Consider the following 21827-nt stretch of genomic DNA (forward strand, 5'->3'; position numbering starts at 1 on the left):
GCCTTCCCTGGCCGTTCGTCGTCCTCCCACCGCAGGAGTGACAGCCCCCTCAGGGGGTGATACCGATAGTTACGGGACAGCCTGTGTCAAGCCGTCGCCACCCCGCCACGTGTGCCGCGCCGAACCTCCGACCTGACTCCCGCTTCTATGAGCATGGCCCGTCGCCCGGTGTTCTTCTGGGCCCACTGGTCGGCGAACGTGCGGTCCGTGGGGGTCACGACATGCTGCGGTTCGACCCTCCGTTGGGGAGACGGCGCCGCCCGGCTCCTCCCGCTGCTGACCCTGCGGCAGCTGCAAGCCGGCGGTCGGCGATAGCGGGCCTACGCCCCGGCCCGCCCCGGCGGCGCGGTCCGCTGCCATGGCTGGAGCGACTCCAGTTGGGCGGCCAGCGACAGCAGCAGGGGCTCGCCGCCGGGGGAGGTGATGATCTGGACGCCGATGGGCAGGCCGGACGGGTGCTGGCCGGCCGGGAGGGAGAGGGCGGGGTAGCCCGCGAGGTCCCAGGGGCCGAGGAAGCTGCTGAGGGCGATGGCCGGCAGGGCGTTGGACAGCCAGCTCTTCTCGCTCCAGTGCCGGGCCTTGGGCGGCAGGGTGGCCAGTGTGGGGGTGATCAGGATGTCGTGGTGGGTGAAGAACTCCTCCGCCCGGGCGATCCACGCGCGTTTCGCGCCCTCGCGGACCAGGCCGGCCCTGCGGACCAGGGTGCCGCCCCGCAAGTGGGTGCGGGTGCGCGGCTGGAGCTGCCGGCGGCTGAGGCCCTGCGCAGGTTCCCCGGGGGCGGCCAGCCAGCGGGCGAGCAGCGGCGGCGCGAGATTGCCGTAGCGCGGGGTGGCCTCCTCGACGGTGTGGCCGGCGTCGCGCAGCACGTCCGCCGTACGGTCGACCGCCGTGACGAACTCCTCGGGGATGTGCCGCCCGGCCATCGGCAGCCGGGTCGAGGTCGCGATCCGCAGCGGGGACGCGGGAGCGGAGACCTCCGCCAGCGCGGGCCGCTCGGCGAGCACGGACAGGAGCAGGGCCGCGTCGGCGACCGTGGTGGCGAGCGGGCCGTGCGTGTACATGCCCGAGAAGACCGACGCGTCCCCGGCCCGTACGGTCCCGGTGCCCGGACAGACGCCGACCAGTCCGCAGATCGCCGCCGGGGAACGTACCGAGGCGAGCGCGTCGGTGCCGTGGGCCAGCGGTACGAGGCCCGCCGCGACGGCGGCGGCGCTGCCGCCCGAGGAGCCGCCCGGCGTGTAGTCGGGCCGCCACGGGTTCCGTACGACGGCGCCGGGCGTGTCGGTCGTCGGCCACAGACACAGCTCCGGCACCCGGGTCAGCCCGACGATCACCGCGCCGGCCGCCCGCAGCCGGGCGGCGATACCGCCGTCGGCGGCGAAGGGCAGCCGTGTGCCGGCCGCCGAGCCCCACTCGGCGTGCTCACCGGCCACCGCGATCACGTCCTTCACCGCGATCGGCACTCCCGCCAGCGGGAGTCGCGCCAGATCGGGCCGTTCGGCGACCGATCGCGCCTCGGCCAGGGCCTGTTCGGCCCGCACCCGCCGGAAGGCCCCGACCGCTCCGTCGCCGGCCGAGATCCTGGCCAGTACGTCCGCCACGACGGTGACCGGGTCGAGCTTCCCCGCACGGACGGCTTCTCCGATATGCGTAGCTGTGTCCATAAATGTCAGCGTAGGCGGTCCGCACTCCGCGATCCCGGGGCACACGGCCCGGCATGACGCGGCGTCAGGAGGGCAGCGACATCGCGCTCGGCGCGGGCTCGGCCGTCGGCTCGGGCAGCGGACGCGGGCGCAGCAGCAGGTAGTAGCCGGCGCCGGCCGCCGTACCGACGGCCGCGCAGCCGGTCCACAGGGCGCCGCGGCCCAGGTGGTCCAGGGTGAGGCCGCCGGCCAGCGGGCCGGCGAAGGCGGCGGCGGACCAGGACAGGGTGTACATCCCCTGGTAGCGGCCACGGGCGGTGGCAGGCGCGAGGCTGGCGACCACCGACATCGCGGCGGGCGCGTGCACGATCTCGCCGAGGGTCCACACGAAGACGGTGAGCGCGTAGAAGCCGACCGTGCCGGCGAAGACGGTCAGCCCGAAGCCCCAGGCGAGCAGGCAGGAACCAGCGGCGAGCAGCGCGCCGCTGCCGTGGCCGCGCAGGGCGCGGGTCACCGGAATCTGCAGCAGCACGATCACCACACCGTTGATGGCGGCGACCAGGCCGAACTGACGGGCCGACAGACCGTGCGCGCCCATGTCGATGGCGAGGGTCGAGCTGCCCTGCTGGGTCACGCTGCTGAGCAGGAAGGTCAGCGCGACCACGGCCATGAAGCGGCGGTCGCGCAGCACATCGCGGAGGGTCACGGCGGCGGGTGCCTTCTCCGTAGCGCTCCGGGGCGCGGGCGCCGCAAGCGTCTCCTCGGCCTTGGCGAAGACGACCACCGCGCACAGCAGCGTGGTGAAGGCGTCGCCGAGGAAGAGCCATACGTATCCCTCGGCGGCGATGAAGCCGGCCGCCGCCGCCGACACGCCGAAGCCGATATTGGCCGCCCAGTAGTTGAGCGAGAAGGCGCGGACCCGGTCCCGGCCGGGTACGAGGTCGGCGATCATCGCCTGGAGGGCCGGCCGGGAGGAGTTGCTGGCCAGGCCCAGCAGCGCGGCTCCCGCGGCGATGCCCAGCGGATCGGCGACGAAGCCGAGCGCGGCGGTGATGAGGGCGGCGGTGACCTGGGCGACCAGCTGCGTCCGGCGGCGGCCGACCCGGTCGGCCAGCACCCCGCCGAGCATGGCGCCGCCCGCGCCGCCGAGCCCGTAGAGGGCGGCGACCAGGCCGGCGTACGAGGGGGAGTAGCCGCGCCGCACGGTCAGATAGAGGGCCAGGAAGGTGACGACGAAGGCGCCCAGACGGTTGATGAGGGTGCTCGTCCACAGCCACCAGAACTGGCGGGGGAGACCGGAGACCGTTTCCCGTACCGCTTGACCCGCCTGTGCGGCCGCCCTCATACGATGCCCTCCCGGTAATGCCCTCTGATGCCTCGCGCAGGTTACAGAGGGCGGTCGCTGGGCGCCACCGCATTTCGATTAGGCTCGGTCCCATGGCTGCTGCTGCGTACAAGCTGATCCTGCTCCGCCACGGCGAGAGCGAGTGGAACGCGAAGAACCTGTTCACCGGCTGGGTGGACGTCAACCTCAACGAGAAGGGGGAGAAGGAAGCGGTCCGCGGCGGCGAGCTGCTCAAGGACGCCGGCCTGCTCCCCGACGTGGTGCACACCTCGGTCCTCAAGCGGGCGATCCGCACCTCCCAGATCGCGCTGGACGCCGCCGACCGCCTCTGGATCCCGGTCCGGCGCTCCTGGCGGCTGAACGAGCGGCACTACGGCGCGCTCCAGGGCAAGGACAAGGCGCAGACCCTCGCGGAATTCGGCGAGGAGCAGTTCATGCTGTGGCGCCGCTCCTACGACACCCCGCCGCCGGTCCTCCAGGACGGCGCCGACTTCTCCCAGTCCGACGACCCGCGCTACGCCGCGATCCCCCCGGAGCTGCGCCCCCGCACCGAGTGCCTCAAGGACGTCGTCGACCGGATGCTGCCCTACTGGTACGACGGCATCGTCCCCGACCTGATCTCCGGCCACACCGTCCTGATCGCCGCCCACGGCAACTCCCTGCGCGCCCTGGTCAAGCACCTCGACAACGTCTCCGACGCCGACATCGCCGGCCTCAACATCCCCACCGGCGTCCCGCTCGCCTACGAACTCGACGCGGACTTCCACCCGTTGATCTCCGGCGGCACCTACCTGGACCCGGACGCCGCGGCGGCGTCCATCGAGGCCGTGAAGAACCAGGGCAAGAAGTAGCCCTCTTCTCCGACCCATGCCCCCCGCCCGCGGGTTCTCCCGCGAGCCGGGGGCATCGTGTCGTGCTGGGCCGGCCGTGGACGGGCCCTTGTGTCCCTCGCCGGACCCGGCCGCCGAGCAGGGCAGGATCGGGGCGCCGGGGGGGACGGCTGCCGCGGGACCACGCGGCGGGCGGCCTGGACGACCCCGGCACGAACCACGCTCTACGCCGCCACGAAGCCCGGCGTAGAGGCCGCCGCGTTCATCGGTCCCACCAGGCGGATGGAGACCCGCGGCGCGCCGGGCCCGGTGAGGCTGCCCCGCGGGGCGGCGGACGAGAGCGTCGGCCGCGCCCTGTGGGAGCTGTCCGAGCGCCTCACTCACGTCACCTACGCCTTCCGCTGAGCCGGCGCCCCGCGTCACCGCCTCGCCCCGCCCGGGCGCGGCGGCTCAGGCTGTCCAGGCCGCGACCGTCGTGACGCCGGCCTGGCGGGGGAAGACCTTCTCGGTCAGCACGCGGTGCACCTCGGGGTCGCCGTCACCGCACGCGTCGGCCAGGACGGTGAGGGCGTAGTCGCGGTCGGCGGCCTCGCGGAGGGTGGAGAGCACCACACCGCTGGTGGAGAGGCCGGCCAGCACGAGGGCGCGGATACCGCGCGAGCGCAGGATCACCTCCAGGTCGCTGCCGGTGAAGGCACTCACCCGGCGCTTGACGACGACCGGTTCGCCCGCGCGGGGGGCGAGGTCGGCGTGCACCTGGGTCGGCGCCGCGGACTCGGTGAAGTCGGCCCCGGAGCCTGCGAGCGCGGCGAAGGACGCGTTGGCCGGGGACACTTCCGGATAGCCGGGCCGGAACGCGACCCGTACGTGCACCACGAGCAACCCCGCCTCACGGGCGGCGGCCAGCGCGCTGCCGGCGGCCGCCAGCACGCCGGGGTCGCCGAGGCGTTCGACGATGCCCTGCTGGAAGTCCATGAGCAGCAGAGCCGTGGTGGCCGGGTCGTTCACCTTCACCGTGCTTCTCCTCGCCGCCGCGCCGGTCGCGCGCCCGTACTTTACGTCACGCCGCTCGCCGGACGGCGGCCCGGCCTACAGGATTCCTCCGTCCGTGTTGTCCGCCCGCGCCCGCCGCGCTGTTCACCGGCCCCGACGCCGAGTTGACAGGGTTTTCGCCGGACCTTGATGATGGGCGGCCTTCGACCGGAGCGGTCCGGTCGGCAAGTGTTCCGGTGTTCCGGTGGGGGAAGCTCGTGTTGCTCAAGTTCGGTGTGGCGGCTGCCGGTACGGCCGCCGTGGGCGTGGTCATGATGGGCAGCGGTACGGCCTTCGCCACCAGTACCAGTGACTTCGTCGTCAATCCGCGGGCGGTGTGCGACACCAGCACAGGTGCTCCGAAGGCGGCCATCACCGTCACGGACAAGGACGCCTCGGGCGCCCCGGCCGACATCGTGGTGCGGATCAGGCTGGCCGACGGAAGGGACGTCGGCGGGGACCTGGCCACGGCGCACATCGAGCACCCGACCGCCGCCGGGGTGAGCGTCACGCTGCTGGTGGACTGGGAAACCGGCTACCAGTGGAACGTCAGAGCGACCGGCGACGGCCTCGACGAAGCGCTGTTGAGCCCGCTGCCGATCTCCGACGACACCGTTTGCTCGGTGCCCGCTTCCTCCACTCCGTCGGCGACCACGCCCGCGGGCGGCGCCGGCGCTCCCTCGCCGACCGGGTCCGGCTCCACCTCCACCTCCCCGTCGGCCCCGGCTGACGCGGCGCCCACGATGTCGGCCCCCTCCGAGCCGTCCGCGTCCGCCACCGCGACCGGGGGATCGACGCTGGCGGAGAGCGGCGGTGGGTCCGATACCGGGCTCATCACGGGCGCGGCGGCGGTGGTCGTCCTCGCGGGAGCCGGCACGCTGGTCGCGCTACGCCGCCGCACCGCGGCCGGCCGCCACTGATCCCGGCTCCGCAGCGAGAAGCGGGCCCCACCCGGGGTGTTCCGGGTGGGGCCCGCTTCGTCGGAGGCCCCGGCGGCAGGGCCCGATGGCAGGGCTCTAATGCGAGCAGCCGCTGCACTGGCAGGGGGCGCCGGACTGGCAGCCGCAGCCGCAACCCGAGCCGCAGCCGCAGGCGGCTATCAGGGGGAGCGGCGTACGCAGCGCGGCCGGGGCGGTGTCGGCCGGTACGGGACGGGCGCGGCGGGCGGGCGGTGGCGTGGGAGATTCCGACATCAGTGCAGCCTCCTCGGACTTGCCTCACGTCAGTGAACCCCGCCACGAACCGGAGCTTCAAGGGCGCACAAGGGCGTTTCGCTTACGCCCCGTTGCGCGATGCGCCGTCCGCCTGCCGGCGCGCCTCCCGCCCGACCCGTCACGCCCCCGTCCGGCACGCCCCGTCCGGCACGCCCCGCGCCGCACCCGTACGAGCCCGCCCGGCCCGCGAGGGCCCCCGCGGGGCTACGCCCCCTCGACCACCGTCGGCGCCGGCGTCATCTCGTCCGCGTGCTCGCCGGTGACCAGGTAGACGACCCGCTTGGCGACCGATACCGCGTGGTCGGCGAACCGCTCGTAGTAGCGGCCGACCAGGGTGACGTCCACCGCGGTCTCTATGCCGTGCTTCCACCGGTCGTCCAGCAGGTGCTGGAAGAGGCTGCGGTGCAGCTCGTCCATGCGGTCGTCGTCCGCCTCCAGCTGGAGCGCCTCGTCGACGTCCTTGGTGACGATGACCTCGGCGCACTTCACCATCAGCCGCTGGGCGAGCTGGCCCATCTCCAGGATGGTCGCGTGCAGATCGCCGGGCACCGCCGAGTTGGGGAAGCGCAACCGGGCGAGCTTGGCGACATGGCGGGCCAGGTCGCCGGAGCGCTCCAGGTCCGCGCTCATCCGCAGGCTGGTGACGACGATCCGCAGGTCGGTGGCGACCGGCTGCTGCCGGGCCAGCAGGGTGATCGCCCGGTTCTCCAGCTCACGCTGCAGGGCGTCCACCTTCTCGTCCGCCGCGATGACGCTCTCCGCGACGTTCAGGTCGGCGTCGAGCAGTGCGGTGGTGGCCCGGCCGATCGCGGAGCCGACGAGGCGGGCCATCTCGACCAGCCTGTCACCGATCGAGTCCAGCTCCTCGTGGTATGCGTCCCGCATCGCGTTCCTTCCGTCCGAACAGAGGCTTCTCCTCCACGCTGCCACGCTCTCGGGCGTACGCGTACCGGCCGCGCACCCAGAGTGAATCGGCACCTACGTGAAGGTGAACTCTTGGCAACGTACATCCGAGAGGTATCTCTCAGGCTTGTGGAGTGTTTGAGCGAGCCACCTAATCTGGAGCCATGGACGTGAACGCGGCAGTCGCCGCAGCCAGTGCGATAGCCGGTCTGCTGACCGGTGTGATCGCCGTGCTCGCGTTCCGCTGGAGCGAGCGGGAACAAGCCCGCCCCACCCGAACCGCATTGAGACCGGATCATATGACTGCAGTATTGCCCCCGGGCGTGGACACCGTATTGTCGGTTCTGCGCTCGTCGGCTGTCGTCCTGGACGAGGGTGACATAGTGGTCAAGGCCAGCTCGGCGGCATATGCCCTCGGACTGGTACGCGGCGGACGGCTGGCCGTCGACCAGATGCTGCAGATGGCCCGTGAAACCCGGCGGGACGGCGAGATACGGCAGGTGGAACTCGACCTGCCGCGCCGTGGCGCCGGCCGCGGCGAAGGGCTCGCGGTCTCGGCCCGGGTCGCGCCGCTGGGCTCGCGGCTGGTGCTGCTGCTGGTCGAGGACCTCACCGAGGCCCGGCGGATCGAAGCCGTGCGCCGTGACTTCGTGGCCAATGTCAGCCATGAGCTCAAGACCCCGGTCGGCGCGCTCTCGCTCCTCTCCGAGGCCGTGATGGACGCGGCCGACGACCCCGAGGCCGTCAACCGGTTCGCCGGGCGGATGCAGATCGAGGCCACCCGGCTGACCAGCCTGGTCCAGGAGATCATCGACCTGTCCCGGGTGCAGAACGACGACCTGCTCGACGACGCCGAACCCGTCGCCGTCGAAGACCTGGTGACCGAGGCCGTCGACCGGTGCCGGCACCAGGCCAACACCAAGCAGATCACCATGGCCACCGGGACCACCCCGGATCTGTTCATCTGGGGAAACCGGGGCCAGCTCGCCGCCGCACTGGGCAACCTGGTGGAGAACGCCGTCAATTACAGCCCGGCCCGCACCCGGGTCGGGATCGCCGGACGCCGGATCCCCGCCACTGGGGGCACCTCCCGGGCCGCAGGCTCCGGGGGAGGCGATCTCATTGAGATCTCCGTCACCGACCAGGGCATCGGCATCTCCGAGAAGGACCGCGACCGGGTCTTCGAGCGCTTCTACCGGGTGGACCCGGCGCGCTCGCGGGCGACCGGTGGCACCGGGCTCGGTTTGTCCATCGTCAAGCACGTGGCCGCCTCGCACGGCGGGGAGGTCACGGTGTGGAGCGCCGAAGGCCAGGGCTCCACTTTCACACTGCGGCTTCCCGAGGCCGGGATCGCCCGCGACCGCGCGCTTCCGCCAGGCACCGATCCCGAGGCCGAAGCGGACGCAGACCCGGCCGACGAGCCGTCGGACGACCAGCTTTTCCAGACCCTGCCCGAACACATCCCCGCCCCGGAGGTCCTTCCGTGACCCGCGTACTCGTCGTAGAGGACGAAGAGTCCTTCAGCGACGCGCTGTCGTACATGCTCCGCAAGGAGGGCTTCGAGGTCGCCATCTCCGCGACCGGGCCCGACGCGCTGGACGAGTTCGAGCGCAATGGCGCCGACCTGGTACTGCTCGACCTGATGCTGCCGGGTCTGCCCGGCACCGAGGTATGCCGTCAGCTGCGTCTCAAGTCCAATGTCCCGGTGATCATGGTCACCGCCAAGGACAGCGAAATCGACAAGGTCGTCGGCCTCGAAATAGGCGCGGACGACTATGTGACCAAGCCGTTCTCCTCGCGGGAGCTGGTCGCCCGCATCCGTGCCGTACTGCGCCGGCGCGGCGAGCCCGAGGAGATCTCCCCGGCCGCGCTGGAGGCGGGCCCGGTCCGGATGGACGTCGACCGGCACGTGGTCACCGTCAGCGGTGGCAAGGTGGACCTCCCGCTCAAGGAGTTCGACCTGCTGGAGATGCTGCTGCGCAACGCCGGCCGGGTGCTGACCCGGATGCAGCTCATCGACCGGGTCTGGGGCGCCGACTACGTGGGCGACACCAAGACCCTCGACGTGCACGTCAAGCGCCTGCGCGCCAAGATCGAGCCGGACCCGGGCGCGCCGCGCTATCTGGTGACGGTCCGCGGGCTCGGCTACAAGTTCGAGCCGTAAACACCCGCCGCGGTATGAGCGCGGCGGCCGCGGTGAGCTGCCGCGAAAGGGGGCCCGGCGGTCCGCCGGGCCCCCTTCGCATGCGCGCCCACGGCGCCGCTCACGGTGCTGCTGACGCTTCCGCTTCCGCTTACGGAGTGGTGGTGGTCGTGTCGGTCGGCGTGCCCGTCGGCGTCGCGGTGTCGGTGGAGCCCGGGGTCGCCGTCGTGCTCGGGCTCGCGCTCGGTGACGGGGTGGCGCTGGCCGGCAGCGAACCGGGACCGTACGCCTCGAAGTAGCCCCTGGCCGGGGTCACATTGACCGGCAGGGAGACCGGCCCGGTGCCGCTGAAGAGGAACACCGCGGTCTGTACGTCGCCGTCCCGCAGCGCCTCCGCGCCGCTGTCGATGACCGCCGTCGGGTTGCCCTTGCCGCCCAGCAGTACGGAGCCGTTCGCCGGGACGGTGATGGAGGACCCGCCCTTCGCGCCGGTCAGCCGCGCGGTCAGGGAGCCGGACAGCCGCAGCGACTGGAGCGTCTGGGCGGTGGTGCCGTTGTTGAACAGCCGGGCCGAGACGGTGGCCGGACCGCTGGACTGGGTGAGGACGAAGGCGTTCTGCACCTTGATGACGCCGACGCTGACCGCTTCGCTGTCCGGGTGGACTTCCAGCGTCCTGGCGCCTTCCCCGGCGCCGCAGGCGGCCAGCGGGGCGAGCGAGAGCGCGACGAGGACGGGGAAAGCGGCGCGACGGAAGCTGCGGACCACGGCGGCGCATCTCCTTGGGCAGGAAGGGAAGATCTTCTGGCGGCCTTAGATTACCGAGCCGCCCAGCGGTCCGCGCACCGGGCCCGCCTTTACGTGACCACATCAGAAGCGGCTCTCCGGCACTGATCACCGCGGTGATCCCGTACTGATCGCCGCACTGATCACCCGCTGATCCCGCACTGATCCCGTCCTGATCACTACGCCGATTTCCACGACTCGGCAAAATTGGATCTTCAACCATCGAGAACCCGAACGGAGTAGCGAAGAGCCACTCGTCCGGGAGAGACAAATGCGGACGTATGGCCCCTTGTTCCTGGGCTTCGGGGGCTGTAACGGGCACGTTTCGACCCTGCCGTATACCCGCTCCGACCTGCGAATACCCCTTCCGGGCCGCCCCCTCCAGCACGTCCCAGGGGCCCTTGTCAAGCCCCGAGATGTGCCCTGACCTGCGAAAACGCCATTCAGATGAGGCCGTTCCCGTGTTACTCTGGATAGCCACGGAAGGGGTACCTGTCACATGACGTTCAAGGTTGGCGACACCGTGGTCTATCCCCATCACGGGGCCGCGCTGATCGAGGCTATCGAAATTCGCCAGATCAAAGGCGTGGACAAGACCTACTTGGTGCTCAAGGTCGCCCAGGGCGACTTGACGGTACGCGTGCCCGCGGACAATGCGGAGTTCGTCGGAGTACGCGACGTGGTCGGTCAGGAGGGTCTGGACCGGGTCTTCGAGGTGCTGCGCGCGCCGTACACCGAGGAGCCCACCAACTGGTCCCGCCGATACAAGGCAAATCTGGAGAAGCTCGCCTCAGGTGATGTCATCAAGGTCGCGGAAGTCGTCCGTGACCTGTGGCGTCGGGAGCGTGAGCGCGGCCTGTCGGCCGGCGAGAAGCGCATGCTCGCCAAGGCACGGCAGATCCTGGTCAGCGAGCTGGCCCTGGCGGAGAACACCAACGAGGACAAGGCAGAGGCGCTGCTCGACGAAGTCCTCGCGTCGTAAGACCGTCCCCTTTCGGACGTTCTCGTAATCGCGACGACCGACGGCACAACAACCTGCGCCGATGTGACGTACCCGACCTACGAAGACGCATCCCCCGGACATACTCGGGGGTCCTTGCCGCGGCACCCGGTTGAGCGCCATGACCGGGTGCTGCGGCATGCTTATGCCTTGCCAGGGCGCGGCCCCCCGGACTTCACGGAAGGGGTCCGGAAGAACGCCACGCCCGGCACCTTGAATGCGATACCCACCTCACACAAGGACACAAACCTGCGTACCGCAGCCGTCATTCCCGCCGCCGGACGTGGTCTCCGGCTCGGCCCCGGCGCGCCCAAGGCGCTGCGCACCCTGGGCGGGGTCCCGATCCTCGTCCACGCGGTGCGCGCCATGGCCCGCGCCCGCGCCGTACAGGTGATCGTCGTGGTGGCTCCCCCCGAGGGAGTCGCCGAGGTCAGAGCGCTGCTCGACACCCACGGCCTGCCGGATTCGACCGACATCATGGTCGTGGCCGGCGGTGACGTCCGCCAGGACTCGGTACGGCTGGGAATCGCCGTCCTGCCCGAGGACGTCGATGTGGTGCTGGTCCACGACGCGGCCCGGCCGCTCGTACCGGTCGAGACCGTGGAAGCGGTCGTCGAGGCGGTACGGGCCGGCGCGCTCGCCGTCGTCCCCGGTCTGCCGCTCGCCGACACCGTCAAGAGCGTCGACCCGGAGACCTGCGAGGTGACCGGCACCCCCCAGCGAGCCCTGCTGCGGGCCGTACAGACCCCGCAGGGCTTCGACCGGGCCACCCTGGCCAAGGCGCACGCCACCGTCACCCAGGACGTCACCGACGACGCGAGCATGGTCGAGCAGCTCGGTGTGCCGGTACTGGTCGTGCCGGGGCACGAAGAGGCCTTCAAGGTGACCCGGCCGCTGGACCTGGTGCTCGCCGAGGCCGTACTCGCCCGCAGGAGGGCCACCGATGGCTACTGAGCCGCCCCCGGAACCCGCCGCGCAGCCCCCTGCCGAGCCCGCCGCCGGGCTGCCGGCCGGATACGTCCTGCCCCAGGTCGGCATCGGCACCGACATCCACGCCTTCGAGGAGGGCCGTGAGCTGTGGTGCGCGGGCCTGCGCTGGGAGGGCGAGGGTCCCGGCCTCGCCGGGCACTCCGACGCCGACGTGGTGGCCCACGCCGCCTGCAACGCGCTGTTCTCGGCGGCGGGCCTCGGCGACCTCGGCGCCCACTTCGGCACCGGCCGCCCCGAGTGGTCCGGCGCCTCCGGTCTGACGCTGCTCACCGAGACGGCCAGGATCGTCCGTACGGCGGGCTACGTCATCGGCAACGTCGCGGTGCAGGTGGTCGGGCAGCGGCCCAAGGTCGGCAAGCGGCGCGACGAGGCGCAGCGGGTGCTGTCGGCCGCGGTCGGCGCGCCCGTCGCGGTCAGCGGCGCGACCACGGACGGACTCGGTTTCCCGGGGCGTGGCGAGGGCCTGGCGGCGATCGCCACGGCGCTGGTGGTGCGGGTAGGGGCCTGAGCGGCCGGCGGGATGCCTGGTGGCGGAGTGCGGCGAGGGACGGGAGTTCATCGTCCGACTCCGCCGCCCCGGTGGGGAATTCAGCACCGGGTCCGGGTGTTGCGATCTTGGACCCTGACTTCTGAGCCCCGCGAAAGGACCACCATGGCCGCCCTCTCCGACTCCGCCCGCGCGCTGATCGACGCCAACAGCTACGCGACCGTCGGCACCATCCAGCCTGACGGCCAGCCGCAACTGTCCCTCGTGTGGGTGACCCGTGACGGTGACGACGTGCTGTTCTCCACCCTGGCCAGCCGCCGCAAGCACACCAACCTGGTCCGCGACCCCCGGATCACCGTGCTGATCACGCTGCCGGAGACCCCGTACTCCTACCTGGAGATCCGCGGCACCGCCACCCTGGACACCGAGGGCGGCGACGAGCTGATAAACACCCTCAGCCTCAAGTACACCGGGAAGCCGTACGACAGCGACCTCCCCGGCGCCGTCCGGGTCGTCGTCCGGGTGAGCGCGAACCACATCGTCGAGCACGGCTGAGCGGCGGCGGCCGAGGCGGCCGGGGCGGCTCCCGGGGGCGGCTGGCGCGGCCGTACGGCAGCGGGAACCGGAGCCGCGGTGGCTCCCCCGAAAGGCTGAACCCCGCCGGATTGTGACGCCTGTGTGTGCTCTGGGCCCTGGGGCGTGGGGCACACGCTCGCGCCCACTACCCTTGAGGCGTGACTATTCGCCTGTACGACACCGACGCACGCCAGGTCCGTGACTTCGTCCCGCTCACACCGGGCTGTGTCTCGATCTACCTGTGCGGCGCCACGGTGCAGGCGGCCCCGCACATCGGCCACGTCAGGTCCGGCCTCAATTTCGACATCATGCAGCGGTGGTTCCGCTACCGCGGCTACGACGTCACCTTCATCCGCAACGTCACGGACATCGACGACAAGATCATCAAGAAGGCCGCCGAGCAGCGTCGCCCCTGGTGGGCCATCGGTTACGAGAACGAGCGCGCCTTCACCGCCGGCTATGACGCGCTGGGCTGCGAGCCGCCCACGTACGAACCGCGGGCGACCGGCCATGTGCCGGAGATGATCGAGATGATGCAGGCGCTGATCGAACGCGGTCACGCCTACGTCGCCGACGGCAATGTCTACTTCGATGTGCGCTCGTACCCGGAGTATCTGAAGCTCTCCAACCAGGAGCTGGACAACCTCCGCCAGCCCGAGGGCGACGGTGAGACCGGCAAGCGCGACCAGCGCGACTTCGCGATGTGGAAGTGCGCCAAGCCCGACGAGCCGTCCTGGGACACCCCGTGGGGACGCGGCAGACCCGGCTGGCACCTGGAGTGCTCGGCGATGGCCCACAAGTACCTGGGCGGCGCCTTCGACATCCACGGCGGCGGCATCGACCTGATCTTCCCGCACCACGAGAACGAGATCGCGCAGGCCAAGGCATTCGGCGACGAGTTCGCCCGCTACTGGGTGCACAACGCCTGGGTCACCATGAGCGGCGAGAAGATGAGCAAGTCGCTCGGCAATTCGGTGCTGGTCTCCGAGATGGTGCAGCGCTGGCGGCCGATCGTGCTGCGCTACTACCTGGGCACCCCGCACTACCGGTCGATGATCGAGTACAGCGAGGAGGCACTGCGGGAGGCCGAATCCGCGTTCGCCCGGATCGAGGGCTTCGTCCAGCGGGTCATCGAGAAGGCGGGCCCGGTCGACGCCGCCGCCGAGGTGCCGCCCGCCTTCGCCGAGGCGATGGACGACGACCTGAGCGTCCCGCAGGCGCTCGCCGTCGTGCACACCACCGTCCGGCAGGGCAACAGCGCGCTCACCGCCGACGACAAGGAAACGGCGGTCGCCCGGCTGGCCGAGGTCCGTGCGATGCTCGGGGTGCTGGGCCTCGACCCGCTCGACCCGCGCTGGGCGGGCACCGACCGCGGTGACGATCTGCACGGCGTGGTGGACTCGCTCGTCCAGCTGGTGCTGGAACAGCGGCAGTCGGCCCGCTCCCGCAAGGACTACGCGACGGCCGACGCGATCCGGGACCGGCTGGTGCAGTCGGGCCTGGAGATCGAGGACACCCCGACCGGCTCGCGGTGGATCCTGCACGGTTGACCGCTGACTGTCGGCTGCTGACCGTCGGCTGCTGACGGCCGGTGGTCGGTGGCCGGCCCACGGCTGAGGGCCTGCTCCCACGAGGTCCGTAGGAGGCCGACCCGCACGGCGCGTTGTCCCGCGCCCCTGGACGTTTGTCGAGTTCGACTGAAGAAGTGAGAGAGTCCCATGGCCGGCAACAGCCAGCGCAGGAACCGCCGTACGAGCAACAAGAAGGGCGCCACGGTCGGCAGCGGCGGGCAGCGGCGCAGGGCCCTCGAAGGCAGGGGCCCGACACCGCCCGCCGAGGCGCGCAAGGGCCACAAGAAGAACCGCGTCGCCACCGCGCAGGCCAAGCGCACGGTCTCGTCGCAGTCCCGCCGCCCCTCCGGCCGCGGCGCGAAGGCCAGCTCGGAGATGGTCGTCGGCCGCAACCCGGTGGTGGAGGCGCTGCGCGCCGAGATCCCGGCGACGGCGGTCTACGTCCAGCAGTTCATCGACAACGACGACCGCGTCCGCGAGGCGATCAAGCTCGCCAGCGACCGCGGGGTGCCGCTGCTGGAGGCCCCCAGGCCGGAACTGGACCGGATCACCGCTGGGCTCAACCACCAGGGACTGGTGCTGCAGATCCCGCCGTACGAGTACGCGCACCCCGACGATCTGGTGGCCGACGCCGCCAGGAAGCGCGAGGACCCGCTGATCGTGGCCCTCGACGGCGTCACCGACCCGCGCAACCTCGGCGCGGTCGTCCGTTCGGTGGCGGCCTTCGGCGGCCACGGCGTCGTCGTGCCCGAGCGGCGCGCGGCGGGCATGACCGCGGGCGCCTGGAAGACCTCGGCGGGCACCGCGGCCCGGGTCTCGGTGGCCCGCGCCACCAACCTCACCCGCACCTTGGAGACGTACCAGAAGGCCGGGCTCACCGTCGTCGGCCTCGCCGCCGACGGCGACATCGAGCTCCAGGACCTCGAACTCCTGGCCGGCCCGGTCGTCATCGTGGCCGGCAGCGAGGGCAAGGGCCTGTCCCGCCTGGTCAGCGAGACCTGCGACGTACTGGTACGGATCCCGATGCCGGGCGGCGGCGCGGAATCACTCAACGCGGGCGTGGCCGCGGGCGTCGTGCTCTACGAGGCGTCACGGCGCCGGGGCTAGGTTTCGGCGGGCGCCTCGTCGTATATGGGCGCGCGCGGAGGTGTGCGGGGCGGGTCCGGGCGGGTCCGGGGCTGGTCCGGGCCCTTGCCCGGCGGGGGACGCTGACGGGGGACCGTCAGGCAGTGTCCTAATCGGGCGTCACTCGGTTAGATGAGTGTGGACACCAGAACACCGCGCACTCCCACGGGGGGAGGCACGCCGGGATTTGATGAGCGTGTGATGACCATGGCACGGGTCCCGAGCGATCCCGCCCAGGTCATCGTCAATCACGCGAGCTTCCGGGTCCAGCTCGGGGCGACTTCGGGGCGTGCCCTCGGCCTGGACGCCACGAGGGAGATCCCCGTGGTGACGGGCGGGTCGGCCGCCGGGAGGCGGCGCCCCGCGCCCCTGGTCTGGTCCGGGAACTCCGCCCCCGACGACACGCTGGCGGGCGAGCTGATGCAGGCGCTCCGCGGCGCGGGTCCGGCCGGCGCGGGCGCCGCTACGCAGGTCCTGCCCCGGGTGGGGGAGACGACGGTGCTGCCGACCGTCGTGGGCCAGCGTTCCGCCTCCTCGTCGACCGGGCCGCTCGGCGGCGTGCGGCCGGCCAGGGGCGCGTACGACCCGGCGGACAGGGGCCCGTCGACCGGCTGGGCCGGCGGTGACGGCGATCAGGACGCGGAGATCCGCAAGCCCCGGGACCGTCGCGACTCCGCCAAGCACGCCTGGTATCCGGATCGCAGGCTCAATCTCGGCATCGTGCTGCTGCCGCTGCGCGTCTTCCTCGGCCTCATCTCCGTCTACGCCGGCATGGGCAAGCTCTCCGACCGCGTCTATTTCGACGGCGGCAAGCGCGGCTCGATGGTCACCTGGCTCTCCTCGCTGCACCCCTGGGCCCTCGCCGAGCCGCTGCGGGACGCCGCGCTCAACCATCCGGTGGGCGCCGGACTCAGCATCGCGTTCCTCCAGGTCGTGGTCGGCGTGCTGACCGTCTGCGGCCTGTGGCAGCGGGTCGCCGGCGCGTTCGGCGCGGCGCTGTCGGTCGCGCTGCTGGTCACGGTGAGCTGGCGGACCGTCCCGGTCTACGACGCCCCGGACTTCATCTATCTGGCCGCGTGGAGCCCGCTGATCATCGCCGGCGCCCCCGTCTACTCGATCGACGCCCACCTGGCGGGCGACGCCTGGCGGCGGCTCGGCCCCCGGGCCTCGCTGTGGGACCTGCGCCGCCGGGTGCTGCGGCGCGGCGCGGTGCTGGCCGCGGTGATCGCCGGGTCGACACTGCTGATCGGCTCGGTGCTGGGCGCGGCCGTCCGCGCCACCACCGTGCGCGACGAGACGCCGGGCCCGAGCGTCACACCCACCAACAGCCTGCCCGGCGCCCCGCTGCCGGAGGTGTCCGGCGAGCCCGGCGCCACCAGCGGTCCCTCGCCGAGCCCGTCCCAGTCCACCGCCGCCGCCCAGAAGGCGAAGGGGCGCCATCAGCAGCCGGCCACCCAGGCGCCCACCACCGCGCCGACCCACCACGACGCGACCGGCGGCGGTACGGGCGGGGCGGGTGACGCCGGCGGAGGCGCGGCGAGCAGCGCCCCCTCGCACACCGGCTCGAACCCCGAGTCCGGTTCCGGGTCGTCCGGCTCGGAGTCCGGTTCCTCGTCCTCGGGCGGCGGCTCGTCGGTCCCGCAGACCCCGGCCCAGCCGACCGCCGAGGCTCCGGCGCCTGCGCCGCCCACCGCCAAGCCGACCCAAGGGGCGATCGGCGGCCTGCTCGGCAGCCACTCGCCGACCGGCCTGCTGCTCGGCATGGAGCCGGGCGGCGCCGCCTCCCACAGCGGGCGGGGCATGGCCTAGAACCACCGCGCACCATCGCGGCAGGACGACCGCGGCCCGCACCGGCCCTTCCCCGGTGCGGGTCGCGGTCGCGTTTGTGCGGGGGGAGCTTCGCCGGGCAGGAGAAAGGGCGCCTCAGCCCCGGAGAGCGTCCAGTTCCTTCGCGGCCTCGTTGAGGTCCTTCGCCGTGTCGATCGCCCGCCAGTAGGCGCCCTGAGGGATCGGGAAGCCGGCCAGCCGGCGTTCGCGGGCCAAGTGCGGGAAGGTGGTGCGCTCGTGGTCGCCGAGATCCGGCAGCAGAGCGGCGAAAGCGGGGGCGAAGACGTACACCCCGGCGTTGATCAGATACGGCGACGGCGGGGACTCGATGAAGTCCAGCACCTGCCCGAACTCATTGGTCTCCACCGCGCCCCACGGCATCCGCGGCCGGGCCAGCGCGAGCGTCGCGACGGCGTCCCGCTCCCGATGGAAGTCGGCCATCTCCCGCAGCGAGAAGCGCGTCCAGATGTCGCCGTTGGTCGCGTACCAGGGCTCGGCGGGGCGGGGCAGTGACGCCGCCGCGTACTTCAGCCCGCCACCGCGCCCCAGCGGCTCGCGCTCGACGACCGTGGCGACGTTCAGCGGCAGTTCGGCCGCGTCCAGCCACTCCTGCAGCACCTCGGCGAGATGCCCGCAGGAGACCACCGCGTCGGTGACCCCCTCGGCGGCCAGCCAGGCGAGCTGGTGGCCGATGATCGGCGTGCCCGTACCGGGGATCTCGACCATCGGCTTGGGCCGGTCGTCGGTGTACGGCCGCAGCCGCGACCCCTGCCCGCCGGCCAGGAGTACGGCCTGGGTGACCGTGGCGGTGGGCTTGTGGGCGGTGGCTCGGAGCTCGGCGCGCGTCATGCAGCGCACCCTAGACGACAGGGGCGTGCGATCCACCGGTGGTGGTGGTCCACCGGGGTGGTTCGCACGCCCGAAGCGTCTGATGTCTCCTGCCGGCGTTCTGCTCGGCAGTCCGGCCGGCGATCCGGCCGACAGTCCCACCGGCAGCCCTCTCGCCAGGGTGACTTCACCCGACCGAGGACACCCCGGTGGCGAACGCGGTGTCGCACACCGGGCGCGACCACGCCTGGGCGCGCTGAGTGGCGCCGTCGTACTTGGCGACGGCGGCCCGGCCCAGCGAGCGGGCGATGGAGGCGCAGTAGCGGGCGAGGGAGGGCTGCTTGGCCATCGCGACCTGGAGGTCGGTCAGGGCCACCCCGGGGTCCTTCTGCTGGAGTTCGGCCAACAGCTTCTGCCGCAGGGCCTCCTGGGGCGTGGCGGCGTCCTTCTTCGCCGACGCGGTGAGCACCTGTGCCTCCGAGGAGGAGACCGCCCACGGGACGCGGGTGACGGCGAGCGTCCCCGACAGCACGAGGACGACCGGAAGAACGAGCGCGAATGTCTTGCCGAGACGGCGAGCTACCTGGTTCACGCTTCGGATCGTAGCGACTGGTGATGTTTCGGCGACAGTCCGTCACCCTACCGAGGGAGTGAAATCGCCGACGGGCCCGTTCGGATGTTGACGCACAGCGGCCCGGCCCACTCGAACGGCGCCATAGGCGTACGTATAACGGTCGGTTGATGCGTCCGGTGCGTCCGGTGCGACTTGGCGCGACCGGTACGACGGCGGGCCGGTCACGTCCTGTCGAGGACGTGACCGGCCCGTTGCTGTCCGGTGGAGTGACCGGGTCAGTCGCTGAGGCGCTCGCCGGAGGACGAGGCGAAGACGTGGGTCTCGCCGGCCCGCGGCACCACGTGCAGCACGGAGCCCTTCTCCGGGATGGAGCGGCCACCGACACGGATGACGACGTCCTTGGTCTCGCCGTTGACGTCCGCGGAACCGTAGACGTAACCGTCGGCGCCGAGTTCCTCGACCACGTTGACCGTTATGGCCAGGCCGGCGGGCGCGTCCTTGGACAGGCCCTCACCCTCGCCGCTGGCGATGTCGAAGTGCTCGGGGCGGACACCGACGAAGACCGTACGGTCGCCCTTGTCGGCGGCCGCCTTGATCGCGTCGCGCGCCACGTTGACGACGGTGTTGCCGAACTCGACGCCGCCGTCGGTGATCGGCACCTCGATCAGGTTCATCGCCGGGGAGCCGATGAAGCCCGCGACGAAGAGGTTGGTCGGCTTGTCGTACATGTTGCGCGGGCTGTCCACCTGCTGGAGCAGACCGTCCTTGAGCACCGCCACCCGGTCGCCCATCGTCATGGCCTCGACCTGGTCGTGGGTGACGTAGACGGTGGTGACGCCCAGGCGCCGCTGGAGGCTGGCGATCTGCGTACGCGTCTGTACACGCAGCTTGGCGTCCAGGTTCGACAGCGGCTCGTCCATCAGGAAGACCTGCGGCTCACGGACGATCGCGCGCCCCATCGCGACACGCTGACGCTGACCACCGGACAGGGCCTTCGGCTTGCGCGCCAGGTAGTCGGTGAGGTCCAGGATCTTGGCGGCTTCCTCGACCCGCTTGCGGATCTCGGCCTTGTTGACGCCGGCGATCTTCAGAGCGAAGCCCATGTTGTCCGCGACCGTCATGTGCGGGTAGAGCGCGTAGTTCTGGAACACCATCGCGATGTCCCGGTCCTTCGGCGGCAGGTGCGTCACATCGCGCTCACCGATCCGGATGGACCCGGCGTTCACGTCCTCCAGCCCCGCCAGCATGCGGAGCGAGGTCGACTTCCCACAACCCGACGGCCCCACCAGAACCAGGAACTCGCCGTCCCCGACCTCGATGTCGAGCCCGTCCACCGCGGGCTTGTCGCCGCCCGGGTAGATCCTGGTCGCCTTGTCGAACGTAACAGTTGCCATGACTGGTGCTGTCCCTTCACCGGCAGGAACGTGCCGGACGATCCGAGTAAAGAGAAGAACGAACTTCGTGCGTTCTTGTTCGGTCTGGTCCGTTTGAAACAGACTCCCCGAGACGCTACCCCCCCGGTGCTCCCTTGTCACCAGCCCTCACCCCCCTTTTCCCCCCACCCCCAACCCACGCCCGGTACACTGCCCCTGCGCCTCCTTAGCTCAGCTGGCCAGAGCACCGCTCTTGTAAAGCGAAGGTCGTCGGTTCGAATCCGACAGGGGGCTCTCAGTTTTCGCAGGTCAGGGGCGGTCTCCTCGGTAATGATGGTCGGACATCAGGCGTCCGGCACACATTCCGCACACATCGCGTACGCGCGGTGGGGAGAGGAGGCTGGCATGGCCAGCGAGGACGAGTTGGCGAAGCGGCGCTACGACAAGCTCGTGGCGAGGGTCGAGAGCCTGATGCGCGAATCACTGACGCCGGAGTACGAGGGCTTCTACGGCGACGTGAGGCTGGCGGAGGCCGATATCGAAGAGCTGGGCGGCGACTTGGCCGAGATCCGTCGGGCTGCCCGCGCGGCGGGCCGGCACTTGGGCTGGAAGACGGTGACCCGGGAGATCGACGGGCGCATCTTCATCGCGGACGACCGCGAGGCCCCGCAGGCGGTGCGGGACCTCGCGGCGCGGCGATCTGCCGACGCGGTGGCGGCCCTTGTGGAGGAGACGCGCGAAGGACGCCGCCCTCGTCCGGTGTGAGGGCGGCGTCCGTCAGTGGGTCGGGGCCCGACTTACGTCAGGCTGACACGGCATCTCTTTCTGTCAGGGCCGCCAGTTCCTCGGCGGCCCTGACGGCTTTGCGTGCCGCCTTGGCGGCCTTCGCCTGGGCCTTGGCGAGGATCACGGCCCGGCGTTTGTGCATCTTCTTGGAGACCTCATCCAGGCGGTCCGGGAAGAGGTGGCCGTAGACGTCGAGGGTGAGGGTCGCGGACTTGTGGCCGAGCATGGTCTGGACGACGTTGACGTCCGCGCCGCTCGCGATGGCGAGGGAGGCGGCGGTGTGCCGCAGCTTGTGCCGCGTCAGATGGAGGTGACCGAGGTCCGCCGCCCCGACCGCCGGGTCGAAGAAGCGCTGGCGGAAGTTGCGGATGCGGAGCGGGCCGCCGTGCGGGGCGGTGAACAGCAGCTCGTCGGGATTGCGTTCGGCGACGCAGGTCGTGAGGTCGTCGACCAGGAACCGGGGGAGCGGGACCGAGCGTCGCTCGTGGTTCTTGGGCGTGTCCAGGTAGAGCTTGCCGGCGTCGTCCGCGTACGCCTCGGCGATATAGGCCCGCCGTGCCTCGAGGTCCACCCGGCCGACTTTCAAGGCGGACACCTCGCCCCAGCGCAGGCCGGTATAGGCGAGTAGCCGGATGAACAGGCCGTAATCGCCTGCGGCTTCGGCGAGGGCTTCGACCTGGACTTCGTCGAGGTAGACGTGATCGGACGGGGTGACCTTCGGCAGGGGGACGCCGGTGGCCGGGTTGAAGGCGATTCGGTGCGCCTTCACCGCGAAGCCCAGGACGCGGCTGAGGAC

Annotated in this window: 22 protein-coding genes and 1 tRNA gene; 14 read left to right on the plus strand and 9 right to left on the minus strand. The window is 71.5% G+C overall.

Annotation, left to right across the window (positions count from 1 at the left end; all coding sequences use genetic code 11):
* Positions 1 to 320: 320 nt before the first annotated feature.
* Together ACFO3J_RS01855 and ACFO3J_RS01860 are read right to left on the minus strand one after the other, a co-directional pair.
* Positions 321 to 1664, minus strand: coding sequence for an amidase (locus tag ACFO3J_RS01855; RefSeq protein ID WP_386425308.1), 1344 nt, complete (start codon positions 1662 to 1664; stop codon positions 321 to 323).
* A 64-nt stretch (positions 1665 to 1728) separates the two neighbouring features.
* Positions 1729 to 2988, minus strand: a complete 1260-nt coding sequence (locus ACFO3J_RS01860) for an MDR family MFS transporter (protein ID WP_386425311.1) — start codon at positions 2986 to 2988, stop codon at positions 1729 to 1731.
* 92 nt (positions 2989 to 3080) lie between these two features.
* Here ACFO3J_RS01860 and ACFO3J_RS01865 point away from each other — a divergent pair, with 92 nt between their 5' ends.
* Together ACFO3J_RS01865 and ACFO3J_RS01870 are read left to right on the plus strand one after the other, a co-directional pair.
* Positions 3081 to 3839, plus strand: coding sequence for a phosphoglyceromutase (locus tag ACFO3J_RS01865; protein ID WP_386425314.1), 759 nt, complete (start codon positions 3081 to 3083; stop codon positions 3837 to 3839).
* A 261-nt stretch (positions 3840 to 4100) separates the two neighbouring features.
* Complete coding sequence (locus ACFO3J_RS01870) at positions 4101 to 4223, plus strand: hypothetical protein (RefSeq protein ID WP_386425317.1); 123 nt, start codon at positions 4101 to 4103, stop codon at positions 4221 to 4223.
* A 45-nt stretch (positions 4224 to 4268) separates the two neighbouring features.
* Here ACFO3J_RS01870 and ACFO3J_RS01875 read toward each other — a convergent pair whose 3' ends face one another.
* Entirely contained in the window at positions 4269 to 4826 is a 558-nt protein-coding gene (locus ACFO3J_RS01875; RefSeq protein ID WP_386425365.1) for an isochorismatase family cysteine hydrolase, read from the minus strand.
* Between the two features lie 242 nt (positions 4827 to 5068).
* On the opposite strand from ACFO3J_RS01875, the gene ACFO3J_RS01880 reads away from it, so the two are divergent.
* Positions 5069 to 5770 carry an LAETG motif-containing sortase-dependent surface protein gene (locus ACFO3J_RS01880; protein WP_386425319.1) on the plus strand — a complete coding sequence of 234 codons (702 nt, stop codon included), beginning with the start codon at positions 5069 to 5071 and terminating at the stop codon, positions 5768 to 5770.
* A 498-nt stretch (positions 5771 to 6268) separates the two neighbouring features.
* Here ACFO3J_RS01880 and phoU read toward each other — a convergent pair whose 3' ends face one another.
* On the minus strand, positions 6269 to 6949 hold the full coding sequence (gene phoU, locus ACFO3J_RS01885; protein ID WP_386425322.1) for a phosphate signaling complex protein PhoU: 681 nt from the start codon (positions 6947 to 6949) through the stop codon (positions 6269 to 6271).
* Positions 6950 to 7131: 182 nt separating this feature from the next.
* On the opposite strand from phoU, the gene ACFO3J_RS01890 reads away from it, so the two are divergent.
* Both ACFO3J_RS01890 and ACFO3J_RS01895 read left to right on the plus strand, forming a co-directional pair.
* Positions 7132 to 8454 (plus strand): sensor histidine kinase, encoded by a 1323-nt coding sequence (locus ACFO3J_RS01890; protein ID WP_386425325.1) that lies wholly within the window; start codon positions 7132 to 7134, stop codon positions 8452 to 8454.
* Positions 8451 to 9131, plus strand: coding sequence for a response regulator transcription factor (locus ACFO3J_RS01895; protein WP_093716893.1), 681 nt, complete (start codon positions 8451 to 8453; stop codon positions 9129 to 9131). Before ACFO3J_RS01890 ends, ACFO3J_RS01895 begins: the two co-directional genes overlap by 4 nt.
* Positions 9132 to 9261: 130 nt before the next feature.
* On the opposite strand, the gene ACFO3J_RS01900 is transcribed toward ACFO3J_RS01895, so the two are convergent.
* Positions 9262 to 9876 (minus strand): DUF461 domain-containing protein, encoded by a 615-nt coding sequence (locus tag ACFO3J_RS01900; RefSeq protein WP_386425328.1) that lies wholly within the window; start codon positions 9874 to 9876, stop codon positions 9262 to 9264.
* A 517-nt stretch (positions 9877 to 10393) separates the two neighbouring features.
* On the opposite strand from ACFO3J_RS01900, the gene ACFO3J_RS01905 reads away from it, so the two are divergent.
* The 7 genes from ACFO3J_RS01905 to ACFO3J_RS01935 all read left to right on the plus strand — a co-directional run bounded on the left by ACFO3J_RS01905 (position 10394) and on the right by ACFO3J_RS01935 (position 17452).
* Positions 10394 to 10876: a CarD family transcriptional regulator gene (locus ACFO3J_RS01905; protein WP_033174074.1), complete on the plus strand. Its 483-nt coding sequence runs from the start codon at positions 10394 to 10396 to the stop codon at positions 10874 to 10876.
* A 240-nt stretch (positions 10877 to 11116) separates the two neighbouring features.
* Positions 11117 to 11848 carry a 2-C-methyl-D-erythritol 4-phosphate cytidylyltransferase gene (ispD, locus tag ACFO3J_RS01910; protein WP_386425367.1) on the plus strand — a complete coding sequence of 244 codons (732 nt, stop codon included), beginning with the start codon at positions 11117 to 11119 and terminating at the stop codon, positions 11846 to 11848.
* On the plus strand, positions 11838 to 12392 hold the full coding sequence (gene ispF, locus ACFO3J_RS01915) for a 2-C-methyl-D-erythritol 2,4-cyclodiphosphate synthase (protein WP_386425331.1): 555 nt from the start codon (positions 11838 to 11840) through the stop codon (positions 12390 to 12392). The genes ispD and ispF overlap by 11 nt, the downstream gene beginning before the upstream one ends.
* Positions 12393 to 12536: 144 nt before the next feature.
* Positions 12537 to 12926 carry a PPOX class F420-dependent oxidoreductase gene (locus ACFO3J_RS01920; protein ID WP_386425333.1) on the plus strand — a complete coding sequence of 130 codons (390 nt, stop codon included), beginning with the start codon at positions 12537 to 12539 and terminating at the stop codon, positions 12924 to 12926.
* A gap of 179 nt (positions 12927 to 13105) precedes the next feature.
* Positions 13106 to 14497: a cysteine--tRNA ligase gene (gene cysS, locus ACFO3J_RS01925; RefSeq protein WP_386425336.1), complete on the plus strand. Its 1392-nt coding sequence runs from the start codon at positions 13106 to 13108 to the stop codon at positions 14495 to 14497.
* Positions 14498 to 14665: 168 nt separating this feature from the next.
* A complete protein-coding gene (rlmB, locus tag ACFO3J_RS01930; protein ID WP_386425339.1) occupies positions 14666 to 15625 on the plus strand; it encodes a 23S rRNA (guanosine(2251)-2'-O)-methyltransferase RlmB in 960 nt (319 codons plus the stop codon).
* Between the two features lie 150 nt (positions 15626 to 15775).
* A complete protein-coding gene (locus ACFO3J_RS01935) occupies positions 15776 to 17452 on the plus strand; it encodes a DoxX family membrane protein (protein WP_449343635.1) in 1677 nt (558 codons plus the stop codon).
* A 114-nt stretch (positions 17453 to 17566) separates the two neighbouring features.
* Here the strand turns inward: ACFO3J_RS01935 and ACFO3J_RS01940 are convergent, their stop codons facing one another.
* The 3 genes from ACFO3J_RS01940 to ACFO3J_RS01950 all read right to left on the minus strand — a co-directional run bounded on the left by ACFO3J_RS01940 (position 17567) and on the right by ACFO3J_RS01950 (position 20266).
* Entirely contained in the window at positions 17567 to 18319 is a 753-nt protein-coding gene (locus tag ACFO3J_RS01940) for a nucleotidyltransferase family protein (RefSeq protein ID WP_386425343.1), read from the minus strand.
* Between the two features lie 166 nt (positions 18320 to 18485).
* On the minus strand, positions 18486 to 18890 hold the full coding sequence (locus ACFO3J_RS01945) for a hypothetical protein (RefSeq protein ID WP_386425346.1): 405 nt from the start codon (positions 18888 to 18890) through the stop codon (positions 18486 to 18488).
* A gap of 257 nt (positions 18891 to 19147) precedes the next feature.
* The gene (locus ACFO3J_RS01950) at positions 19148 to 20266 is read right to left on the minus strand and encodes an ABC transporter ATP-binding protein (RefSeq protein ID WP_386425348.1); all 1119 of its coding nucleotides are present in this window, start codon (positions 20264 to 20266) and stop codon (positions 19148 to 19150) included.
* Positions 20267 to 20465: 199 nt separating this feature from the next.
* On the opposite strand from ACFO3J_RS01950, the gene ACFO3J_RS01955 reads away from it, so the two are divergent.
* Together ACFO3J_RS01955 and ACFO3J_RS01960 are read left to right on the plus strand one after the other, a co-directional pair.
* Positions 20466 to 20539, plus strand: a tRNA-Thr gene (locus ACFO3J_RS01955).
* A 111-nt stretch (positions 20540 to 20650) separates the two neighbouring features.
* Positions 20651 to 21010: a hypothetical protein gene (locus ACFO3J_RS01960; protein ID WP_386425351.1), complete on the plus strand. Its 360-nt coding sequence runs from the start codon at positions 20651 to 20653 to the stop codon at positions 21008 to 21010.
* A gap of 37 nt (positions 21011 to 21047) precedes the next feature.
* On the opposite strand, the gene ACFO3J_RS01965 is transcribed toward ACFO3J_RS01960, so the two are convergent.
* On the minus strand, positions 21048 to 21827 hold a 780-nt coding region (locus ACFO3J_RS01965; RefSeq protein WP_386425353.1), incomplete at its 5' end, for a tyrosine-type recombinase/integrase.

The organism is Streptomyces polygonati, assembly GCF_042650325.1.
In the GTDB taxonomy this organism is placed as follows: Bacteria; Actinomycetota; Actinomycetes; order Streptomycetales; family Streptomycetaceae; genus Actinacidiphila; species Actinacidiphila polygonati.

Bases quoted from the DNA above. Each gene is read 5' to 3' on its own strand.
- ACFO3J_RS01855 (WP_386425308.1), bottom strand. From the start codon at position 1,664: ATGGACACAGCTACGCATATCGGAGAAGCCGTCCGTGCGGGGAAGCTC.
- ACFO3J_RS01860 (WP_386425311.1), bottom strand. From the start codon at position 2,988: ATGAGGGCGGCCGCACAGGCGGGTCAAGCGGTACGGGAAACGGTCTCC.
- ACFO3J_RS01865 (WP_386425314.1), top strand. From the start codon at position 3,081: ATGGCTGCTGCTGCGTACAAGCTGATCCTGCTCCGCCACGGCGAGAGC.
- ACFO3J_RS01870 (WP_386425317.1), top strand. From the start codon at position 4,101: ATGGAGACCCGCGGCGCGCCGGGCCCGGTGAGGCTGCCCCGCGGGGCG.
- phoU (WP_386425322.1), bottom strand. From the start codon at position 6,949: ATGCGGGACGCATACCACGAGGAGCTGGACTCGATCGGTGACAGGCTG.
- ACFO3J_RS01890 (WP_386425325.1), top strand. From the start codon at position 7,132: ATGGACGTGAACGCGGCAGTCGCCGCAGCCAGTGCGATAGCCGGTCTG.
- ACFO3J_RS01905 (WP_033174074.1), top strand. From the start codon at position 10,394: ATGACGTTCAAGGTTGGCGACACCGTGGTCTATCCCCATCACGGGGCC.
- ispF (WP_386425331.1), top strand. From the start codon at position 11,838: ATGGCTACTGAGCCGCCCCCGGAACCCGCCGCGCAGCCCCCTGCCGAG.
- ACFO3J_RS01920 (WP_386425333.1), top strand. From the start codon at position 12,537: ATGGCCGCCCTCTCCGACTCCGCCCGCGCGCTGATCGACGCCAACAGC.
- rlmB (WP_386425339.1), top strand. From the start codon at position 14,666: ATGGCCGGCAACAGCCAGCGCAGGAACCGCCGTACGAGCAACAAGAAG.
- ACFO3J_RS01935 (WP_449343635.1), top strand. From the start codon at position 15,776: ATGAGTGTGGACACCAGAACACCGCGCACTCCCACGGGGGGAGGCACG.
- ACFO3J_RS01940 (WP_386425343.1), bottom strand. From the start codon at position 18,319: ATGACGCGCGCCGAGCTCCGAGCCACCGCCCACAAGCCCACCGCCACG.
- ACFO3J_RS01950 (WP_386425348.1), bottom strand. From the start codon at position 20,266: ATGGCAACTGTTACGTTCGACAAGGCGACCAGGATCTACCCGGGCGGC.
- ACFO3J_RS01960 (WP_386425351.1), top strand. From the start codon at position 20,651: ATGGCCAGCGAGGACGAGTTGGCGAAGCGGCGCTACGACAAGCTCGTG.